This window comes from Geminocystis sp. GBBB08 (assembly GCF_016743215.1).
Lineage (GTDB): Bacteria > Cyanobacteriota > Cyanobacteriia > Cyanobacteriales > Cyanobacteriaceae > Geminocystis.
This window is the reverse complement of sequence record NZ_VRZC01000002.1, coordinates 52,778-74,425: the sequence shown is the minus strand read 5'-3', so window position 1 is coordinate 74,425 and position 21,648 is coordinate 52,778. Positions and strand designations below refer to the sequence as shown.

General features: G+C 31.9%; 26 protein-coding genes and 1 pseudogene. 5 read left to right on the top strand and 22 right to left on the bottom strand.

Annotation, left to right across the window (positions count from 1 at the left end; all coding sequences use genetic code 11):
- Position 1: 1 nt before the first annotated feature.
- Positions 2–367, top strand: coding sequence for a hypothetical protein (locus tag FWJ34_RS00720; RefSeq protein ID WP_308253354.1), 366 nt, complete (start codon positions 2–4; stop codon positions 365–367).
- Here FWJ34_RS00720 and FWJ34_RS00715 read toward each other — a convergent pair.
- The 4 genes from FWJ34_RS00715 to FWJ34_RS00700 form a co-directional block, all read right to left on the bottom strand.
- Positions 355–798 carry an ATP-binding domain-containing protein gene (locus FWJ34_RS00715; RefSeq protein ID WP_308253352.1) on the bottom strand — a complete coding sequence of 148 codons (444 nt, stop codon included), beginning with the start codon at positions 796–798 and terminating at the stop codon, positions 355–357. The two genes, FWJ34_RS00720 and FWJ34_RS00715, sit on opposite strands and share 13 nt — an antisense overlap.
- Positions 799–935: 137 nt before the next feature.
- Positions 936–1,769, bottom strand: coding sequence for an inositol monophosphatase family protein (locus FWJ34_RS00710; protein WP_308253351.1), 834 nt, complete (start codon positions 1,767–1,769; stop codon positions 936–938).
- A complete protein-coding gene (locus tag FWJ34_RS00705; protein WP_308253350.1) occupies positions 1,769–4,966 on the bottom strand; it encodes a DUF3987 domain-containing protein in 3,198 nt (1,065 codons plus the stop codon). The genes FWJ34_RS00710 and FWJ34_RS00705 overlap by 1 nt, the downstream gene beginning before the upstream one ends.
- Positions 4,967–5,175: 209 nt before the next feature.
- On the bottom strand, positions 5,176–5,568 hold the full coding sequence (locus FWJ34_RS00700; protein ID WP_308253349.1) for a C-5 cytosine-specific DNA methylase: 393 nt from the start codon (positions 5,566–5,568) through the stop codon (positions 5,176–5,178).
- Positions 5,569–5,749: 181 nt separating this feature from the next.
- Here FWJ34_RS00700 and FWJ34_RS00695 point away from each other — a divergent pair, with 181 nt between their 5' ends.
- From FWJ34_RS00695 to FWJ34_RS00680, 4 genes and pseudogenes are all read left to right on the top strand, one after another.
- Positions 5,750–6,217, top strand: coding sequence for a helix-turn-helix transcriptional regulator (locus FWJ34_RS00695; protein WP_308253348.1), 468 nt, complete (start codon positions 5,750–5,752; stop codon positions 6,215–6,217).
- A 364-nt stretch (positions 6,218–6,581) separates the two neighbouring features.
- Positions 6,582–7,398, top strand: a pseudogene (locus tag FWJ34_RS00690) (Rpn family recombination-promoting nuclease/putative transposase).
- Between the two features lie 47 nt (positions 7,399–7,445).
- On the top strand, positions 7,446–8,768 hold the full coding sequence (locus tag FWJ34_RS00685; protein WP_308253347.1) for an AAA family ATPase: 1,323 nt from the start codon (positions 7,446–7,448) through the stop codon (positions 8,766–8,768).
- Positions 8,768–9,424 carry a DUF4276 family protein gene (locus tag FWJ34_RS00680; RefSeq protein ID WP_308253346.1) on the top strand — a complete coding sequence of 219 codons (657 nt, stop codon included), beginning with the start codon at positions 8,768–8,770 and terminating at the stop codon, positions 9,422–9,424. Before FWJ34_RS00685 ends, FWJ34_RS00680 begins: the two co-directional genes overlap by 1 nt.
- 380 nt (positions 9,425–9,804) lie before the next feature.
- Here the strand turns inward: FWJ34_RS00680 and FWJ34_RS00675 are convergent, their stop codons facing one another.
- From FWJ34_RS00675 to FWJ34_RS00590, 18 genes are all read right to left on the bottom strand, one after another.
- A complete protein-coding gene (locus FWJ34_RS00675; RefSeq protein WP_308253345.1) occupies positions 9,805–10,749 on the bottom strand; it encodes a site-specific integrase in 945 nt (314 codons plus the stop codon).
- A gap of 334 nt (positions 10,750–11,083) precedes the next feature.
- Positions 11,084–11,443: a hypothetical protein gene (locus tag FWJ34_RS00670; protein ID WP_308253344.1), complete on the bottom strand. Its 360-nt coding sequence runs from the start codon at positions 11,441–11,443 to the stop codon at positions 11,084–11,086.
- Between the two features lie 116 nt (positions 11,444–11,559).
- Entirely contained in the window at positions 11,560–12,249 is a 690-nt protein-coding gene (locus FWJ34_RS00665; protein ID WP_308253343.1) for a hypothetical protein, read from the bottom strand.
- 159 nt (positions 12,250–12,408) lie between these two features.
- Positions 12,409–12,921 carry a hypothetical protein gene (locus FWJ34_RS00660; protein WP_308253341.1) on the bottom strand — a complete coding sequence of 171 codons (513 nt, stop codon included), beginning with the start codon at positions 12,919–12,921 and terminating at the stop codon, positions 12,409–12,411.
- 154 nt (positions 12,922–13,075) lie between these two features.
- Positions 13,076–13,318, bottom strand: coding sequence for a hypothetical protein (locus FWJ34_RS00655; RefSeq protein WP_308253339.1), 243 nt, complete (start codon positions 13,316–13,318; stop codon positions 13,076–13,078).
- A 189-nt stretch (positions 13,319–13,507) separates the two neighbouring features.
- The gene (locus FWJ34_RS00650; RefSeq protein WP_308253337.1) at positions 13,508–13,702 is read right to left on the bottom strand and encodes a hypothetical protein; all 195 of its coding nucleotides are present in this window, start codon (positions 13,700–13,702) and stop codon (positions 13,508–13,510) included.
- 141 nt (positions 13,703–13,843) lie between these two features.
- A complete protein-coding gene (locus FWJ34_RS00645) occupies positions 13,844–14,206 on the bottom strand; it encodes a hypothetical protein (RefSeq protein WP_308253335.1) in 363 nt (120 codons plus the stop codon).
- Positions 14,206–14,511, bottom strand: a complete 306-nt coding sequence (locus tag FWJ34_RS00640) for a hypothetical protein (protein WP_308253334.1) — start codon at positions 14,509–14,511, stop codon at positions 14,206–14,208. Before FWJ34_RS00640 ends, FWJ34_RS00645 begins: the two co-directional genes overlap by 1 nt.
- Positions 14,512–14,893: 382 nt before the next feature.
- Positions 14,894–15,121: a hypothetical protein gene (locus FWJ34_RS00635; protein ID WP_308253333.1), complete on the bottom strand. Its 228-nt coding sequence runs from the start codon at positions 15,119–15,121 to the stop codon at positions 14,894–14,896.
- 95 nt (positions 15,122–15,216) lie between these two features.
- Positions 15,217–15,705 carry a hypothetical protein gene (locus FWJ34_RS00630; RefSeq protein WP_308253331.1) on the bottom strand — a complete coding sequence of 163 codons (489 nt, stop codon included), beginning with the start codon at positions 15,703–15,705 and terminating at the stop codon, positions 15,217–15,219.
- A gap of 48 nt (positions 15,706–15,753) precedes the next feature.
- Positions 15,754–15,975, bottom strand: a complete 222-nt coding sequence (locus tag FWJ34_RS00625) for a hypothetical protein (protein WP_308253329.1) — start codon at positions 15,973–15,975, stop codon at positions 15,754–15,756.
- A gap of 167 nt (positions 15,976–16,142) precedes the next feature.
- The gene (locus FWJ34_RS00620) at positions 16,143–16,511 is read right to left on the bottom strand and encodes a hypothetical protein (RefSeq protein WP_308253328.1); all 369 of its coding nucleotides are present in this window, start codon (positions 16,509–16,511) and stop codon (positions 16,143–16,145) included.
- Between the two features lie 59 nt (positions 16,512–16,570).
- Positions 16,571–16,852, bottom strand: a complete 282-nt coding sequence (locus FWJ34_RS00615; RefSeq protein ID WP_308253327.1) for a GIY-YIG nuclease family protein — start codon at positions 16,850–16,852, stop codon at positions 16,571–16,573.
- 42 nt (positions 16,853–16,894) lie between these two features.
- A complete protein-coding gene (locus tag FWJ34_RS00610; protein WP_308253325.1) occupies positions 16,895–17,134 on the bottom strand; it encodes a hypothetical protein in 240 nt (79 codons plus the stop codon).
- An 82-nt stretch (positions 17,135–17,216) separates the two neighbouring features.
- Positions 17,217–17,546, bottom strand: a complete 330-nt coding sequence (locus FWJ34_RS00605) for a hypothetical protein (RefSeq protein WP_308253324.1) — start codon at positions 17,544–17,546, stop codon at positions 17,217–17,219.
- 258 nt (positions 17,547–17,804) lie between these two features.
- Positions 17,805–18,167: a DUF6943 family protein gene (locus tag FWJ34_RS00600; protein WP_308253323.1), complete on the bottom strand. Its 363-nt coding sequence runs from the start codon at positions 18,165–18,167 to the stop codon at positions 17,805–17,807.
- A gap of 79 nt (positions 18,168–18,246) precedes the next feature.
- Positions 18,247–18,738, bottom strand: coding sequence for an SLOG family protein (locus tag FWJ34_RS00595; protein ID WP_308253322.1), 492 nt, complete (start codon positions 18,736–18,738; stop codon positions 18,247–18,249).
- Between the two features lie 204 nt (positions 18,739–18,942).
- Positions 18,943–21,609 (bottom strand): hypothetical protein, encoded by a 2,667-nt coding sequence (locus FWJ34_RS00590; RefSeq protein ID WP_308253321.1) that lies wholly within the window; start codon positions 21,607–21,609, stop codon positions 18,943–18,945.
- Between the last annotated feature and the right edge of the window lie 39 nt (positions 21,610–21,648).

Below are 21,648 nucleotides of genomic sequence, written 5' to 3'. Positions count from 1 at the left end.
AATGATTGTGGTCGGCAGTATTTTAGTTGCGTTGCCATTTGTTAGCAGAATAAAAGAACAATACGATTATCGTAAACAAATAACCAAGATAAAAGAATATGTAATCAAAATTAGCGAAAGTAAAGAATCTTGTTCGATCGAATTTAAAGAAAATATAGTAAGTTCATGTACTGAATCATTAAAATTAAGTGACCATATTATGATGGAAGAATTGAGATTAGATTATGAGAAGGGGATATTTGAAGGAGAAGAAATACTGTTAGTTAGTTCTACAAAATACCCCAAGCAATACTGTATTGGATTTAGTGGTTCATTGATTGCTACTGGTTATTATGATGGTCAATGTAATAATTTTCAAAATCCGTAATCAATATCATCGATGGACAAAACATTGTTTTCTATCATTATTTCAGACTCAAAAGTATCATTATTATTAATGTAAGGTACAAGATAGAGATTAGCTTTACTACGGGTAAAAGCAACATAGGTAAGATTATCTTCTTGTTGACTTTCTTTAATCGTTAATTCTCGGTTACTAGGAGAATAAGGTAAAAGATTATCACCTAAGATTACTACATGGTCAGCTTCTGTTCCTTTCGCTCGATGGATACTACCGAATTTGATCACCCCATCAGGAATTATAACCGAGTTTAAGAGATTGTTTAATTCCTCAGAAGTTTTTGGTTGAATATACTGCCAAATTGAGACTAAACATTTACAGTAATCAGCTTTACTACTATCCATTTGTTCTGAATAATATTCTGCATAACGTTGATATTGACTCCATTTAATCTTCATTTGTTATCATTAGGATTGCGTTGAATGAGTAGATAGCGAGTCAAGGGAAACGCTAATTTAGCCTTGATTTCTGCTATCTTCTCCTTTTAATTATATCATTTACTTTATTATTTGTAGTGATTAATTACCACTAATTTTTAAGATAATAATATTTTTATTTGTCGATGTATTTCTTCGTTAAAACCGATAATTAAACCATCAATTTTCATGTGGTTAACATTCCTAAAAGGTTCAAAATCAGTACCATCAAAATGAGTTGCTATAACATCCAATTCTTTGAGAATAAAAGCAAAACAAGCACTATCAATTAAATTACCCCGTTCAATGATAAACCCTGCTAAATTACCATTAATTAAGTCTAAAAAATCAGGGATATTTTTAGGAGGGTTATAATTAATTGCACTGCACCAACTTGTAAATTTAGGCTCTAATTTTGACTTTAATTCTGTTAAACCATAACTAACATAAACCAGATTAGAATTTAATTGACCTAGCTTTAAAGGTTGTGCCAACGATAAATCATCATCTATTTTTCCTTTGAATACTCCTTGCCCTCTTTGAGCATAAATGTAATGATTGCGTCTCGGTTGCAGTACTAAAACAGCTTCATATCGTTTATTTTTGATAACACTGAGGACGATTGACCAACAGGGCAACCCATCAAGATAAGCTCTTGTACCATCAATCGGGTCAAAGGTAATAAGATAATCTTCGGTTAATTCTATGCCTGTAAAGTATTTGGTATTGTAGGATCGATCATGTTCTTCTCCGAAGAAAGGTAAATGAGGAAATTTAGCCAATAATGTCAATTCAATAGCAGTTTGGATAGTTAAGTCCGCATCGGTTAACGCACTGCTATAAAAATTGTCAGCTTCCTTTGACGGTTGGGCTTGTATGCGATTCTGAATATGAACAGCGTATTTTCCCGCTAGTCTCAGAGTCGGTAACAGAGTTTCGATAATATCAATCATTAAAATTCCTCCTGTTTGTACTCTATAACCTGTAATAGTGGTACTTTGACGAATTTACTCATGCCCGACTGTCTGCCGATTAAATACCCGTCTTGTTCTCTCAAATCCACTAAAATCCCTCTTTTACTATACTGTTTCGGTACGATCGCATAGAGTCCGTGATATTTAGAGGCAGAGGATTTTACTTCTGAGTTCTGATTTCTGACTTCTGAGTTCGAGAGAATGTCAGATGGATCATAAGGTTCACTGTCTGAGGTAGAACAGACGATGGAGTCAAAATTATTACTTTTAACTTTTTTAACTTGATTCTTGTCAACATTGTCAACATTTACTAAGTGAGATTTCTGAATCTCAGAATTAGCAATAGTTTTAGACTGATTTTGATTGTCAACAAATGCGTCAACAACCGTGTCAACATTGTCAACATTATTTCGACTTCGGGAACTACAAGTATTTTGAGTTGTTTCTTCACTTTTAACTTTTAGCTTTTCACGGATTACTTGATTATCTGGCGGTGAATAGGCATAACTATAATTTTGAGTATTCACCGTAGTGTCAACATTCTGGTCAACATCATTACTTTTAACTTTTACCTTTTCACTTTTTACTTGATTAAAGCACCATTCCACTGCTTTACCCACGCCCCGAATTACCCCAAATCCTAAATCAATCATGTTTTGGAAATGATGCCTAATGTCCACCGTGCTTAATTTTCTGAAAAAACGATCGCCCTGTTTCAGTTCTCTTGCTGTTAACCATCCTTTACGCTGTGATAAGTTGATGATACGAGAATAAATAGGACTAATATTTTTTTCATCACTTCCTTCATGACGCAGATAAATAGCTTTAATTTCAGCAATATAACGTTTTGCTAACTCTACTCCCATAGCCATAAACTCAGGGGCAATATAAGTCGTTCTATTATCATCATCATCATCAGAAGTTTGATAGAAAGCCTTATGTAAACTTTGTAATAATAAAGCAATTTCTCCGGCTACTCGTTTAAATTTGGAGTAAATTGCCCTCATTGCCTGATTAGAGTCAGTTATTTTCTTTTCTTCCATCTCATTGAAGAAATCCTGATAAATAGCAGTTCCCACTGGGCATAAATGGTATTGATAGGTGGGTAAACGCTCTAAATTCTCGTATAAACTACATAGCATGGGGTAAATGTCGATATTCAATTCATCGTCAGGGAATTTACACTTTTTCACGGGTAAATAGCTGTAAACAAATCTCGCCCAATAACCACTCTCATCCTGACAGCTTCCCATTTGTTGTCTTAGTATGTCTGGGGTAATCGCTCCTAATATCGAATAAGTAGATCGACTATTATTAAATCTATCACCACTTTTGCGATTGACCTTCCAACCAGTGCCGTCACGACCTGAGAGGATTTTTTCTTGGTCAGCTCCTTTACCGCCACGATAAGCATTATTCTGTTTAATTAATCCTGATAACTCATCGAAAAGCATGAGAAAACCTTTATTGGGTTGGTCATTGATGATTTGAGCTACACATTCAGAAGTACAATCGGTAACGTAATATTCAATGGCTTTGGGTTTAGGTGGTTTAGTTTCAATCGACTTATTAGCTTTGATAGTTTCATATTCTGTTAATTGGTGCTGATAGACATTTTCTGCTTTGCCTTGCATATATTGGGTGAGAGGGTCTGTAAAAATGCTCATAGTAGGGGATTTAGCACTACCACTTTCACCTACTATTGCCGAGTAGAAAATAGGACGGGCATAAAATTTACTACTTTTAATGAGGATTAATTTAGTGTTGGGGTTAACTAAAGAACCGACAACGGGTAATAAAGCTGTGAGTTGGGAGAGACTATTAGAACCGAGAATTTCTGCCATGTGGTTTAAAGGTTTGACCATTTCTACGGGGAGATAATCAGCTAAGTCGAGATGAGTTGACTCCAGTGTTAATAATTGTGTAATTTCCTGTTGACGTATGGGATTTTCATATTCTCGGTCAACTTCTTTGACTAATTCATTGTACAGTTTCTCAATCTGGTTTACCGAGCGTCCTGTGGACTTTGATAGTTGGAAGAAAAGAGTGGTGATAGTTGACTTTTTCGGAGCTATGTTAATGATTTCGTGTAATTTGGCGATTAACTCTTTTTCATTGATTTGTTGACTTTGTTGACGATTGTTGACGGGATTGTTGACAGATTTGTTGACATCGGAATTGCTTACCCCTACTGAGTTTGATAATAATTTGTTGACATTGTTGTCATTGTTGACAGATAAAGATTGATTTAATAAATCTGTATTTAGTTCTGAGTTCTGACTTTTAACTTTTACCTTTTCACTTTTTCCTTGAATCGACTGGTAAATAGTTCGGATAATTTCAGATCGATCGAGTCGATAACTGTGACTGAGTTCGTCTATCCAGTCTGCAATATCCAAACCATCGGAAAGGGGTAAAGGAAGATTCCAGAGAGGGGATTGAGGGAAGGCATAAAGCCATTGGGCATTAGGGAAATCTTGATAAATTCTCTCCATGTGTTCTAGCCCCGGTTTATCCCTGTCTGGACAAAGAACAATGTTGACAGCTTCACTTTTAACTTGAATTAAATCTTGAGTATTAGAAGAACGCCATTTTTTACTACCGCCGATATTATTAGTGGCTGGAATACCTAACTCCCATAATTTATCTGCACAACTTTCTCCTTCCACAATGAAGATAGTTTTATTTTGTTTAATGGCTTCTTGAATTTCGTGGTAACGGTAGATGGGGATATGTTGACGTTTTTCTTCTTTGAGTTGATTAAATAATTCCCATTCACTTTCAGTACATTTGCCCTTATCGTAATCTTTTTGAGATAATTTCACCCAATATTGTTCGGTTCGGAATTTGGCTAAGTCGGGATGTTCTAACCAGTATTCCTGCCAAATAATTTTTTGAGGATCGATTCTTACTAGTCTAACTGATTTATTACCAGTGAGATCGAGATATTCCCATGTCCAAGTCTTCGATTGTCGAGGTTGTTTTTCGGGTAAATCTTGGATAGGGGCGTAATAGGAATGACCATCTCGGTCTGTTTTACCTGTTTGATACCAACCATCGGCAGGAGGATTGTCACGATTACAGACGGAAAGATTGCCGATGGAATAACACCAGTCTGGTTTACCGCAGTGGGGGCAAGGATTTTGTTTTGTTACTACTCTTAATTGCTTATTCATGATATGATAAATAGATGATAAATTAAATGATTTGCTGATTTGGTAAATGATTTGATTTGCTAAATAGACAAATTGTTGATCTGACAATTTAATGTTTAATAATTAGGACATTGATATAGTCTTAATTACTGTGTGATTTGAATTACCTAAATTTGAATTGCGTTCTATCAATCAATTGATAAGTAGTTACGGGAATAACTATTTATCAATTATATTTTATTTTGACTTCGTGACGAGTTTTTGTTTTTGCGGATAAACAAGAGAATTTCGGAAACAGATTTATCCGTACTAATCATGTGTCCAACGGAATGGATTAGATAAGATGGTACTCGAATAGAATGCTTTGTCCATAAATCAGTAATCGGGTCTTTATCTGCCCATTGATAAAACCATGTAAACCAGTGAGGATAATCTTCAGGACGTTCTGATTTTCGTGCGAGTCTTTCCTGTAAATCAACTCCCATTACGGCAGGATAAACTTTTCCATTCTTAAATTCGATGGTAGGTGCAAGGTGTCCACTGGGGGGAATTTTCTGTTGACCCCGTTGTCTTTTATTTAGTTTTATATCTTTTATTTCTTCAGTGAAAAGTTTGTACCGCACTGCTTTATCCTCCTCAGAATTTTATTTTATTTAAATATTGATTTTTAACCCTAGAAATTTACTATTTATTGTAAAGTTGACAATTTTATGTCATTATTGAGTTAATAGGACTATAAGTGAAACTATTAATTGTATCAATAAATGATATTATACATCTCTAGGGTAACTAAAATATAAATTTATGTTAAATAATTTCTTTAGAGAAACAATGGATTCTTTTGGAATTAAGGGAAGAGATTTAGCACAGTTGGCAGGGTGCAGTTATAACAATATTTCCGAGATTCGTCATGGCAAATCGTTTCCCCCAATCAATAGGTTTTGGGAACTTGTTGAAATGTGTGAACAATTAGCTCCTGGTTTTAAAGATGCTTTGGCGACGAGAATTTCTAATGCTGGTACAGATAGAACGACACAAATAAACTCTAATAAAAGTCGTAACAGTTTCGTTTTTCAAGTCCATGGTAATGCCAATGATTTTTACAAAGAATTAAGAAATATATCTCCTGAAGTTTTTGATGAGTTGCTTCAAGCTATAGTACTTAAAGTAGCTGATAGATCTAATGAGAAAAAACATAATTCACAAAATAGTAATAATTCTTATAATTCTCGCAATCAAGAAAATATGAGAGAAACTTTTGTAACTAATTAAATTAATGCAAAAAAATTTGTTCGTTTTCATAATTTTCTAAGTAAGTAAGTAAAATTAATTGTATGTTTACGTTTTGTTAGGCACTCATGCACTCATGTAACACTTTGACTACGCTCATGACTCACTTGTGCAAGTAGGCAACAGGGTTTGAAAAAATTTTATTTAATTTCAAAGTCCACAATCTATTTTGCATTAGTACTTAGTCACGTTATAGAACAAATAAGCTCTTAATGTATCTAAATTGTATGATTGAGGTAGCCTCTAGTGCGAATCGGTAAACGTTTTAGTCATTTTTTAGAATTAGGAAAAAATGTAAGTTAAATGTGTCGAGTGCTTATTTTAATAAAACTTATCAATTAAATGAATGTTTGATAATATTTGCAAGTTTTTAGCAGAAAATTTCCGAGATGATTTGGTGACATGGTTGTTAGGTAATCCCGTTAAGTTAACAGAATTAAAACCAACTGAGTTATCTAGTGAACCAATTAGGGCGGATTCATTGATTTTATTACAGTCTGAGGATTTGGTTTTACATACAGAATTTCAGACGGATGCAGACGAAACTATGCCTTTTCGGATGTTAGATTATCGAGTGAGGGTTTATCGTCGTTATCCCAAAAAAGAAATGCGTCAAGTAGTGATTTATTTACGCCCTACTAACTCGGATTTAGTGCAACAAAATAGTTTTCGTTTGAGTAATACTTACCATGAATTTGAGGTAATTCGTCTTTGGGAAACTCCCACAGAACCATTTTTACAGCATCATGGATTATTACCTTTTGCTGTGCTAAGTCAAACAAATGAACCTAAAATGGTATTAGGTAGAGTCGCTCAAGCAATTGATGAAATTAACGATAGAAATATTAAAAGTAATCTAACGGCGGCGAGTGCGATTTTAGCTAACTTAGTTATTTCAGAAGAAATTATCAAAGGTATTTTAAGGAGCGACCGGGATGCAAGAATCAGCTATCTATCAAGAAATTTATCATTCTGGGGAATTAAAAGGTCAGTTAAAAGGCGAATTAAAAGGCAAATTAAAAGGTAAACAAGAAGAAAAGGAAAGAGTAGCTTTAAGTTTGCTTCGTCAAGGAATTGGTATTGAGATAATTGCCAGTGCAACCGAATTACCCTTAGAAACTATTGAAATTTTACAAAAAATAGTTAACCAAAATAACAATTAATACAGGGATATTATGCAAAAATCAGTTATTTATATACAAATTGTATTATGAATTATGAACACCAGTTAAAAGTCAGCACTCTTTTGAGTTGGGTATTGCCCTATCCGTCAGGTTATTTATTCCCTTTTACTTGCGTTTGGGACGGCGTTCGCTTTCTTTATAATAATTTTTCGGAAGAAAAAAAATGGATAACAATTTTTGGCGTTGGTCAATTAAAGTATGATTTTGAATCAGTAGTAGGGAGCGATCGACGGGGTGATAAGATGAAAAACAATGTTTTAAAAAGAGTAAAAATTAGTGGATTTAAGTCTATTCGTTGTCTTGATTTAGAGCTTAATAGTTTAAATATATTAATCGGAGCAAATGGTTCTGGAAAATCTAATTTTATTAAGGCTTTTAAATTTCTTAATCAAATTATTAACCAGAATTTAGAATTTTTTGTAGCTAAATCTGGGGGAGCAAATACCCTTTTATATTTTGGACAAAAAACTACTCAACAAATAAAATTTTCTTGGGAATTTGGTTCTAATACTTATAAAGCTATCTTGGAAGTTAGTGCTGATGGTAAATTGATTTTTGCTGAGGAAGAAATTTCTTTTCACAATTCCTTATATTATACAAGTCCCTACTACGAATCATTAGGAAAAGGACATTTTGAAACTAAGTTATCAGAAGCTAGAGAGAATCAAAATAATAAAATTGCTGACTATGTAATTAAGGCTATAAAAAGTTGGAAAATTTATCATTTTCACGATACCAGTGATACAGCTTTAATTAAACAAAATGTTGATATTGATGATAATGATTATTTAAAACAAGATGCGTCCAATTTAGCTCCTTATTTATATTTATTGAAAGAAACTGAATCAAATTATTATCAAAATATAGTCGATACCATTCGTTTAGTTGCTCCTTTTTTTGATGATTTTGATTTACAACCCAATCGATTAAATAAAACTAAAATTAAGTTAGAGTGGAAGGAAAAAGGCTCAGATAATTATTTTGATGCCAATGCTCTTTCCGATGGTACACTTCGTTTTATTAGTCTAGTTACGTTATTATTACAACCTCCTGATAAACTACCGCAAATTATTCTATTGGATGAGCCAGAATTAGGTTTACATCCTTATGCCATAGTTGTTTTAGCTAATTTACTTAAGCAAGTCATCGCACATACTCAGGTAATTATCTCCACTCAATCTGTAACTCTTGTTAATCAGTTTGAATTAGAAGATATTATTGTGGTGGAGAAAAGAGACGGAGAATCGATTTTTCAAAGATTATTATCTGATGAGCTTGAATCTTGGCTCGATGATTATGGTTTAGGAGATTTATGGGAGAAAAACTTGTTAGGGGGAAGACCTAGTTAATGAGAAAAGTTCATATTTTAGTAGAAGGACAAACTGAAGAAACTTTTATTAAATCTCTAATACAACCTCATCTTTATTCATTTAATATTTTTTTAAATCCAGTAATTATTACCACCAAGAAAACTAAATCAGGAAAAAAGTTTAAAGGTGGAATTATTAGTTATCAAAAAGTTAAAAATGAACTGGAAAAATTGCTCAAGGATAGCAGTGCAATTGCTATAACAACAATGATAGATTATTATGGTTTACCCGATGATTTCCCCGGTTATAGTTCAGTTTATAATGGTAATTGTTATGAGATAATTGCTTATTTAACAGAAAAGTTTAGAGAAGATCTAAATCATCCTCGTTTTCTTCCTTTCATAACACTTCATGAATTTGAGGCTTTTCTTTTTGTTTCACCATTTGAAATTGATCAAAGATTTCCAGATATTTCAATAATTAATGAACTAGCAAAAATTTCCAATAATTTTACTTCCCCTGAAGAAATTAATGATGGTCAAAATACTCATCCATCTGCCCGAATAAAATTGTTAATTAACAGATATAAAAAAGTTGTAGATGGAGTCGTTATTGCTCAGAAAATTGGGTTAGAAAAAATTAGAGCTAAGTGTAATCATTTTAATCAATGGCTTGAACAATTAGAGCAATTATAATAATTATATTTTTTATATTTCAATAGTATTTTAAAAAGTGATTGCTTTTGGCACAGCTACGTTGCACTTGGATTATGCAAGAGTCAGCTATCTATCAAGAAATTTTACAAAAAATATAGCATCCACGCAGAAGGAAAATACTTAATATGTAAGGGTTTCAGAATTTATCAATGTCCTAACCATATTGTTTGTTGCTATAGTTAATCAAAATAATAATTAATAGAACAATTAATCATTTTGGTATTCGTAAGAAAAAAGATATAGTCATTTCAAATAAAAATAAAACAATAGTTATCTTTTTACTCTTTCCCTAACCTAATCAGCTAGAGGATTAGAGGTTAGCACACTGTAACAAAGTTAATTGAAATGACTATACTGAATTAAAAACCTAAATTTTTGACAGCTTTCCTTTTAATATCATCTCCCCGTCGATCGTATTGACTCGTAGTGACAGGAGAAGCATGACCAGCCAATTTTTGTACCGTGACAATATCCACTCCTGCCGATAATAAATCACCACAAAAAGTTCGTCTTAAATCGTGAGGACTACAAGATTCAATATTAGCGAGTTTAGCCCGTTTTTGAAGCATACGCCAGATAGCATCAGAGTGCATTGTACCGATTTTGATATGTCCCCCTCGACGCACCCGACAAAATAAAGCGCCCTCTGAGTAACCTCGTAACTCTAACCATTGTTCAATAAAAGATAAAGCCTCATCAGGTAAATAAACTTTACGACTTTTCTTTCCCTTAGCTTGACGGACAAACAACTCCGACTCCTTCAAATTAAAATCTCGTAACTCCAAATTAACTAACTCGTTACGGCGTAAACCACCACCTCGTAAAACTCCAATAATAGCCTTATCTCTCACATTTCTAGGATCATCTCCTGAGCAAGTAGCAATGATAGCTTGAATTTCCTCTCGACTCAAAGCCCTTCCCTGGGGTTCACTTTTACCCGAAACATTGGGCAAAGCCGTGACTTTGTTATAAACATCCAACTCAATCAAATCTAATTTATAAGCCTCCAATAACACCCTGCGCAAAGCTGATAACATCAGATTAACGGTCATCGGACTATACTCTTTAATTAAAGCAGAACGCAACGCCGCAGTATGATGATAACGTAATTTGCTCCAATCGAGAGTCATACAATCACATTGTCCATTACTTAAAAGCAAAGCCATTTTATCTAAAGAATATTTCATAGTGCGATGGGAATTATCCTCTAATCCAGATAAATAGACGGCGGCGGGATGACAAGTTAGAGGGATAGGATTCGTAAGATGAAGGGAATCGGAAGTATTTTCTTTTAAATCCCTCATAATTTAAGTCGTGCGTAAATTGCTTATCACGTTTAATAATACCCTTTTTTCTTACGAAATAACTAATCTTTTTTCTTACGAAAAGTTAATCACTCCTCAGAAAGGGTAACTTCTTGAAAGTCAGTGTAGATAATTAACAGATCATCAACAGGTAAAAATATGTTAAGAATCAAAGAGGGTAGCCACGATATTTGTTGTCTGAGTGTGCGCGCAGCGTGCCGTTGGCATCGATTGCGTTCTAATCGTTAGATTAGGGGATTATCATCTTTCCTTGGGATTGGCGCCGCAGGAAAAACCGATAAAAAAAAGCTCTCAATTAAGAGAGCAATAAACATTAAATGACGGTAATTAAATCTAATAAATGTTCGACAGATAAACTACGGACTTTCATTTCATAACGGAATTTTCCTTGAACTCGTTGTTTACTTCTTTTATCTTCTCCATCACGAACGACTCCGCCCATTTCATTAATTAAATCTAAATATTTCTGTTTGACGGAATCAGTATTAAATCCAATATAAGTAATAAAACTTTTAAATCCAGAGTCATATTCAGGTTCTTCTTTCCAATGCCAAATATTAGTAAAAGTACCACAAATACTGATACGATTACTTAATTTAATTACTAAATAATTACCGTGTTCTGATGATTCGATAACTTGACCTTTTATTCCTGCAAAAGTAATTTGATTCATGATTTTTACCTACTAAAAACAACAAACTTCTTTAGCGATAGCAATTCATGAAGGGCAAAGGATAAGAAAAGGGCAAGGATAAAAAAAAGCCCTAAATTAATAGGACTATGATGAAATTATTTAACTAATTCAGTAGAAGATTCAGCCGTCATTTTGATGGATTGTTTATGATTTAATTCAAGTCTGTTATCGACACAATAACCGAGTCCTGTTTGATACTTTTGATATATTTCTTCTGCAATTAAACAAGCAGATTTCTCAATTTTACTTTCAGCTTTACGGAAAGAAGATTTGACATAATAATAAGTATATTTTCCTTTTACTTCTTCAAACTCAAATCGAAATATATTGGTGAAATAATATTCAGTAGCTTTGGTAATTGCAAACTCATTATAATCATCTTTCATTCCTTCAGAGACCCATTCATCAAAGGCATTTTTAGAAAATTGTTCAACAAGTTTTGCTAAATTATCCATTGATTGACGATGTAATAAGAAAGTAGAAAGTTCAGACGCATTAGCTGAAAATTGAGTCTTCATTTCACCGGCTGTCGGAATACCCCATACTTCGGTAAATGGTTCATTGATATAATTAGGTTCAAAAGTTAATGTTTTATTTTGAAGGCAAACTAAAGCCATCTCTACATATTCACCTTTTGTTAATCCTTGTTTTTCAGCGTCTCTGGATGATTTATCTTTTGTGTCGCCATGAACAAATAAACCATAATCTTTCGAGCAATTAGCACGATAACGACTCGGAATATTAGGTATTCTTACGGCAAATCCATCTTTTACAAATGCAGTCATATTTTTACTCTAATTTAAAGTTTTAGTTTCAATTTCAAAAACACAATTCTTTAGCGAAAGCAATGACAAAGTACAATTCTCAAAGGGTAAGAAAAGCCCAAAAAGAATAAGGATAAAAAAAAGCCCTAAATAGGACTTAATGATTGAGAAATTATATAGTTACTTGAGATAGACAGAGAGATTAGGGATTAATTCCATGCTATTTTCTCTTTCAATTTTAAACCGTAGTTTAAGGTTAATTAATCGTTTATTAGTTGTTAATTTTTCCTTTTCCGATTCTAATTGTTCAATAGTTTGATTTAATTCATCTAATTGTTGTTCTAATTCAGATAATTCTGATTGATGAGTTTTAACTAAAAGTTTAGTTTCAGCTTTAATTTCATCGTCTAATCGTTGCAATGTAACATTATCTTTAGGAGTAGGATATTGTTTGCGAAAAGTAACAACTATTTTACCATTTGTTTTATCCGCATAAACTATATTATTATCCTCTTTATTAGATAAAATTTCAAGAGATTCATTGAGTGCCAAGGGCATAATTTCAGAGATTAAAAACTCTAATTCATTTATTTTCTTCCGAAGTGAAATTAACTGTTCTAAATAAGTAAGATTTGAATTAGTTCTGACTTCTGAGTTCTGACTTCTGAGTTCGTTATGAGGGATATTTAACATTTTCTGACTCCTTTTTTGTTATGATTAAATAATGTTTTTGTGTTGAAAATTAAAAGGTTTGCCGTTCCCCTTAATCCAAGAGATTCGCAGAGGGCAAAAAGCAGAAGGTAGAAGGCTTTTTTACTGCTCCCTACTCCCTGCTCCCTAAATAAGACTAACTAGCTATCGGTAATTGATAAGCTAATTGTTCGGTACGATATTCTGCTTGGAAAATTAACTCTCCTAACCGTCGATCGTGCTGTTTATACCACTCGATATTATCTGGTAATTCATCGATAAATTCCTCAATCCATTGACTAATTACCTTTTCTAATAAAGTACGATCGCAGTCAGTTAAACCGAGTCCAATTAAATCGTCAGCAGATTTCTTCACCGAGTCTGCTATATCCACTTTCATAGGCTTTTTTCTCCTAAAAAAACAACATCCTCAGCAAGTGAAAACATTAGTATCAAATTAAAAGTTAAAAGTTAAAAGTTAAAATTAAATTTCTCACTCGATAAAAATAAAAAAAGCCCTCAATTATGAGAGCTATAAAATAAAAAATTCATATATTTTGTTTATGCTTTATATGTTCTACATTAATAGTTAATAATCATAATCATATAAATTGTCATCATCACAGGGGTCGTACTCAAACATTTCTTTGATGTACATTTCATGTTGTCTGAATATTTCTACTGTTAGTTCTGGGATTAAACTTTTGTACAGAGGATAATCTTCAGGTGTAATATTAACTTTTATTTCCTCTTTAATCGGTTCTTTAATTTGATTTTTCATCATTAATTTTCCTTTTTAAAACAACATTGTCCTAAAGTGAAAACATTAAGTTCGATGTTCGGGTGCGCAGCGTGCATGAAGGCATCGTACGTCCAGATAAAAAAAGACTTCCCTTGAGAAGCCATAATTAATAAATGAAAATATTTAATAAGAGATAAATTCAGGACGATAATTAAGAATTAATCCAGTAAAATCCTCAAAAATTATCGTTAATTCCTCACAATAAACATTATCAAAAGTTTTGACAGTTTCCCACTCCATTGCTTTCCGATTAAACTTATAAAATTCCATCTCATAAGTATCCATTCCATAATCATATCGAATAGAGCAAAGAGTAGCTTTACGACACGTTTTAAAATCGAATTTAATCATCGCCGTAGCATTATCATAAACAATTTGTTTTGTTCCTAACATAATTACTAATCTGTCGATAGTTCCACAAAATTGAGTAATCATGGTTTTAATTACATCGTTAGGTTTATTAATTAATTTTTCCTCTTTTTTCATTAGTTTTGACCTCCAAAAATATCAATTAAAACTTCTTCATCAGTGAGAGAATAACCAGTTCCGAGTCTTCCCCAAATATAAAGATTTTTGAATTTTACTACTGGTTGATGATGTGCTAATAATTGACGATATAACCACTCAGAAACTAGCCAATATTCCATAGCAGATTTAAACTCCTTATTCTTATAAATACCGAGAACAGGACTTAATTCATCGTAATAATTGGGCATTAAAACATCTAACATTAAGACGGTAATATTGACCTTTATTTCCTCTTTAATCCGCAGATTAATTTCAATTTTCATAGTTTACTTTTTTCTAAACAACATCCTCAAAAAGTGAAAACATTTTATCGAACTCAGAACTCAGAACCTTTGCGCTTTATTATAAAAAAAAGCCCTCATAAGAGAGCTAATATTCTGAAAATAACGTTAATCAAAATCAATCAGTCAAACCAAGATTCTTGTCCAGCCATTTCGCTATCATTGATGTACTCATAAAGATAATCAGACGTTTTTTGAGGAGTTCGATTATTAGAATACAAATGTGTATAGCTACTTTTATACTTATTCAAGATATGTTGAGAAAAATATTTAGACAATCTGTTATCTACTTCAGTTTTCCATTTTAGATATTCCATTTATTACCTCCTTTAATTATTTACAATTATTTCAATATTATCTAAATTTATAATCTTGAATAAAGATTAAGAGCTTCAATTATTAAAGTATCTAACTTTTCTAAATGCCGAACTTCGATAGGATCAAATAAATTAGTTGAAACTGTCATATTTCCTTGTGTTAAAAACAACTTTCCTTCTGCTTTACGATAAATACTATTTGGCTTTTCCATTAACTCACCACAACTAGAATTTAGTAAACGAATTGTTTGCTCTCTATTATTTGTCGTTATCATTTTGTGACCTCTTTATTAAAAATATCATCTTCTTTAAGTGAAAACATTAGGTATAAAAAAAGCCCTCAGATTGAGAGCCAATAATTATCTAAATTTTATTTAAAATGCCAAAAATAGATAGCATAACGGGGATATTTTACTGGTTTAATCCCATGTAATAATTTAGTATTAAATCGATAGCAATAGCCTGTTTTTAATTCAATTTCTTTTGGTTTTATGTTTATATCATGGGTTATTAAGAAAGTACTAGGACTTAAATTAATACCGACACCGATATTAGAAAATAAAGAATGGTCACGATGTAATTTAATTTGAGTATTGGCCGGATAAAATAGTAATAATCCAATATCAAAATTAGGTAATAGTTTATGTCCTAATTCATTTAATTGAGGATGATTAAATCCGACCGTTATAGTAACTTGTTGTCTTAAATCACATTTATTTTTAATCCATAATTCTTTTCTACCTTGAGCGTATTTACTAACTGTATTTTGCATTAAATATTTATGACTTTGACAAAATGCTAATAATTCTGTTACATTACTAATTGTACCAAAAATTTCAATCATATTATAGATGGACATTTTATGTTTCCTCAAAAAAAATTATTATCTTTAAGTGAAAACATCATTTCAAGATAAAAGTAAATTTAACTGTAATATTAATATATTTTTTTGTGCATTCAATGGCAATATCAAAATTCCAACACCAGAATGTAAACCACAAATAAACTTTCCATCCCAAGAATGTTTCGGTTTGAAAATAATCGTTTCATAGTAATAGTCAACTTTGTATTGACTCCAATTTTGGTTATATCGTTGTCGATAAAATTCACTTACAGATTCTTTAACCATTAATGATTTTTCTCGTTAATTGGCGACAATTTCCCAACCTTTATAAAATTCAGTTTTAGTTTTGATAATTGGGTCTAAATTAAGAGATAGTTGCATATTTCTGATCTTAAAAGATTAAAAAAAAAGCCCCCCGAAGAAGAGCCTTTACTTCGCTCAGTACAAGTCACTTAGACAGTAATCACTTTTGTTCTTTTGATGCGATCGATATTAGCTTTAGTGCCTTTACTTTTGTTATTCCAGATAGCTAACCCATAATCAGCAATTTCAGCCATCGCAATATCTTTGGCACTATAACTTCTGCCTTGTATTTTGATAGTCTTAAAACCAACATTATTTCGAGGTTTGTTGTTGATATGATAGACTGTAACATTCTGATAATGTTGAGATTGTAAATATTTTTGTACTAAAGTATCTATACCAGAACAATCACCGACTACAATATCAAAACCTAACTCCATAATTTTATTCAAACTATTAACAGCAGAAGAAGGTAATTCAGTAACAGAACGAGAACCAGAAATCATTACGATTGTCATAATTTTAAATGAATAAACAACGTACTCTAGTTGCGATAGCACTCTGTCAAATGAGCAAATTAGGAATGAGTTAAAATCTGATCAATAATTTCAATTAAACATTGATAATCTGAAAAATAAAACCATTCTCCGTTATAGTTCGTTCTACATTGTCTTAATAAATAATGGATTCTTTTTTCTATCATTTTCTCCGTTATTTTTCCTTTTATTTGATAATCAAAAGTTTTAATTAATTTAAGTGTTTGAGGGTGTCCAGTTTGTAATTGTTTTAATCTTTTATCAGGATGTTTACTAATTCCAATTTTATATTTTTCACCATCCGATATTAAATAAATTGCCATTAAAAAAACTCCCCCGAAGGAGAGTAATAAATTGTTTAGAGATTAGAAATTACCGTCATATTGGTCAAATGTAGGATTCTCTTCGACATTTCCGTATTGACCTATACACCAATGATGTTTGTGGGTATTAGGGATAAGGTCATAATCAAACCAATAATCATATTCAGGTTCAGGTTCATTTTCAGAACAATAATCCATATATTCATCTAAATCTTGTTGATAACTACGATATTCTCCACTTCCATCTGCTACTAAATAAAATCCTATTTGGTCATAATTCATCTCTTTTTTCCTCAAATTAAATTACACAATTATTAAGCGATAGCCATAAAAAAAAGCCCTCATAAAGAGAGCTAAATAATAATTAAATTTGAGATGAAAGCCAATAAATAGTTTTACCGATTAAATCTGCTTTTACTTTATCAGAAACATATAATAATTTGACTGAACCGTATTTCTTATAAGCCAATGCTATTTTTAATAAAGGACAGAAATAACGAGAATCATCATTTACTTCAAATTCTTCACCTTGTGAGTATCTCGGTTGAAAGTTTAAGAATCTAGGTAGATGTTTCTTGATTTGTTCCCAATAGATAATGCGTAATTCTTCTACTGATTTATCTGACCAAAGATGTGATTCATCAAGATTTTGGTCTTCAAATACAATGCTTACGGAGATAACCTTCGGAAACATTGAAAGTTTTATCACCTAGAGATAAATGTCCTACTTTCTCCTCTCTAAATTTGTTAACATCAAATTGTTCAATAATAATCATCGTTTTTACCTTTAACTAAAGAAACATGATTCTCTAGCGATAGCCAATCAATTAAGTAAAAAGTAAAAAGTAAAAAACCTGTAAAAGTTAAAAGCGATAGTCCAGACGAAGGAAGGATCTGGATAAAAGTTAAAAATAAAGGGATAAAAAAAGCCCTCATCTGAGAGCTAAAAATATTAAACAGTAATAAAATTATTGAGAACACTACGAATATCTTTTATCCGTAAATGTTGCCAATTGATAGAAGAACAGGCGTAACCTTGCCATATTCTTTGCTGATGAAGATAAACACAAAGATAAAAACCGTAATCAGATACAATTAATTCCTTATTACACTTAATTCCTGTTAAAAAACTTTGATATTCTTTCGTTGGTCTTCCTAGTTGCTCGAGCGTTCCTTTATTTAATAACCAAAAATCAGCTTCTGCATAATTATTATGAACTTCAAATACTTTAAATGACATATTATCACCGGGGGAGAACAAACTCCCCACAGCGAAAGCAGTTAAAAGTAATCCATAAATAATTAAAATAATCAACTTTTAAGTTAAAAGTGGTTTACACTTAAATAAAACAAAAGCCCTCAGATTGAGAGCTAATGAGTTATTGATTTAATAATTAAAATAAATTAAATTGAGAAGGTTTAATAGTAATAAATTGATGATTATTAGGATTAAAATAACAAACAAATAAATTCTTATTTAATGCCGTATTAATTGTAAATGCAGTACCACCTTTTTCTAATTCATCATAAATACCGATACAAAGTTGACTGCGTTCTAACATCCATAAATTACGCTCAATCATTACATGGGATTCGTAATAAGGAGAAAGAATAATTTGATTTTCAGTTTTAGAGATTATTTTATCAAATCGTTGTTTATCGGCATAATTCCATAATTTAATATGATTATGACAAGGAATAATAGCAGTCCATTTTAAATTACGAGCAATTAATTGTTCTGCAAATAATAAATCAGCACCTCGTGCCATACCGACTAAAAATTCAGTAACATTTTTTTTAAGTGCAAAATCAATTAATTGATTAATTCCTTTGATATTTGTTTCATTTGATTTGATATTCCGATGTCCAGTTACAGTTACTATCATTTGAGTGAATTTCTAAACTACAAAATTTTATAGCGATAGCAAAAACAAAGGATGAATAAATAAATTAAAATAAATTAAGAAATTAAACAAATAAAATTCATTAATTTATAAAATGAATAAACAAATATTAAATGAATGAATTAAACAATAATAAACAAATAAATAAATAAACAAATAAATAAATAAATAACTAAATTAAATGAATTACAGATAATAAGAATTTTTATTGCGGAAGTATTCAACGATTTTATTAATTTCATCTTGGGGATAATCCATCTCAAATAGTAAAACTGAACTATTAAATATTTGACCTTGATGAAGTTTGAATCGAATAGTATAAATTTTCATTTTTTTCGTTTCACCGATGGCGATTTGACCCCTTGTTTTTTGTCCGATCATTCCTAAATGTTGAAAACCGAAAAATTTAGGATTTGTTACACCGTTCCATTGAAACTCTACCGCCTTACCTTGTTTACCATTAATATTTTTGAGATAAACACGGGTCATGACATCTTCACCGTTCCATTCCCATTTATGCTTATTAATTGGGGAAAATTGAACTGCATAAACTTCAATCATCGAAAATACTTTATCTTTCATATTTTGTAATTCCATGATAATTTCATCAGGAAAAATAGCAAATACAAAACCCGCATCTCCGGAGTTTACCATATGTGACACTTTCCAGTATGCTGATGCCCACGATTCGGCTGTAAATAATTCACCATTATCTGTTAGTTCTAAAACTGTATTTAAAGATGCTTTAAATCGTTGTGAAACTTCTCTAATTTTAGTAGTATCACCTTCATTATTATTCTTCCAATCGTTTGCTATTTTCATTTCTGCCCAATATTCGTTTCTTTGAGATAAAGCATAATTTAATTGAAATTGTGTTGGTTCTACATCTGAAAATAAAGTATCAACATAATCTCTTGCATCAGTATTTACAGAAAGTGAAGGTGCAGTAAAATATGAGTTTACTAGGCGGACTAACCTACTAATAGTATCGGTAGCATCCTCATCAACGGCACAAGGACGAGTTTTATAACAATCAGGGTTTTTGAAATCAGCTAACCACGGAATATTAGTATTAATACCACTACCAATCGGTTCGCCATCTTCATTAACAGTTGGAGCACCTAAATCATCTAAATAACCTTTAACGACATCTAAACCTTTTGTATGATTTGGATATGCACTCTTTATTGAGTCAACTGCTATTTGTAATTCCTGAGAAAGAAAATCGATAATTCTACGTTCTTCAGGTTCGGATTGATACGGTGGAAAAGCTGGAATTTCTAAAACATGATAACCAACATTCACGGCTGTACTTCTTCCTAATAAACTAGCGACAACACCTGTTAAATCATTCATTGAACCTAAAGCTATTTTTCTCAAATCTCCTTTTAACGGTACTTTTGGTAATTTCTTCGTAACAGGTGATTCATCAAATGCCATGATTGCGTCTTTTATATGTGGATAATGATTTGCAAACGCTATTTGTACATAATCCCCATCGGTATCTCTACCTAAACTTAACAATAAATCTTTACCAGTGGCAAGAATACCAGTATCGCCGAGATAATCACCTTCATAAACATTACGCCATAATTGTACATCACCCCAATGACGCATAGGGTTACAAAATACGATATATAACCCTTCTTGAAAATCAGGAGCGCAAAACAATTTATCCCCGACTATTCTACCGTCCGCATTAACCGTATAATATTTGGCAAAATGTTCATCTGGCATCGTCATTACTGAAAAAAACTTCATTCCTGCACTCTTGGCTAGATTTAACCAATAACTTTGTAATCTTTGTTCAATTCTACGCACAACGTATGGATGCAATAAAAGTAATCCTCGTTTATCAGCCCGAATAATCCGAATCATCATGTTTTCATATTCGGCAACGGAGGTAAAGCCGTCATCAGGATTACTTAATTGGGCTTCTCCCGAATCTTGTTCTACTTTTAAAAACTTAGCTAATTCTTGGATATTATCGTACGCCTTAATAATCTTTTCACATCGTTTTATTATCTGTGTAATAATTCTATCTTTTTCTAAAGTCTCAAAACTAAACCATTGAAATAACATCCAACCACCTTTAGCAGAGCGTTTTTCGGCGGTAAAAACCTTACCATAGAGAATTTTACCTTCGTATCTTCCTAATGGTAATTTATTACCTTTCATTGATGATAATGGTTGGGCAAAATCGATGTCATTATCATCACAGGTAGTATTATAAGCTACTGTACCTTTACCAATCCATTTACCGAATAAAGCCGTACGAAATTGTAACGGATTACCTGCATTTAAGTTACCGAAATTTTCTATTAAATTAATCAATTCTGAATTACATTTACCATGACTATCACCTGTTTGGAAGTTTATCCCTAATGGTGGACAATCATATTGATCTCCGTCTTCATCTCTGTTTTCATCATCGGTAATTGCATAATTTGATACATAATAAGTTAATTTTTTGCATCCAGTGTGAACGATACTACCGTAAATTATTCGTTTCCAATCTTCACCGTAATATAATTTACCAATGGGTTTTTCTGAAAATGTAAATCTACCGTGATTACGAGAATTGGAAGCTAAATCTAAATATTGTTTTGGACAACTATCACTTGGTTTAAACGGATTTAATAAATTAAGATTAGTCTCATTTTTATCTATTTCTCCGATGGTAAAAGTCAATCTCGGATACATTGCAAATAATAAAGTATTTCTTAATACCACTGGTGGCGTACTTGCCCATTTTTTAGCTTTACAATCCCAAACTTTTAACGTAGTAATAGTTGTTAATTCACCAGCCGTTGCATCGGAAAAGTATAATTCATTCTTAAAATCTGTCGGCATAATATCAAGTTAAAAGTTAAAAGTTAAAAGTAATAGTCA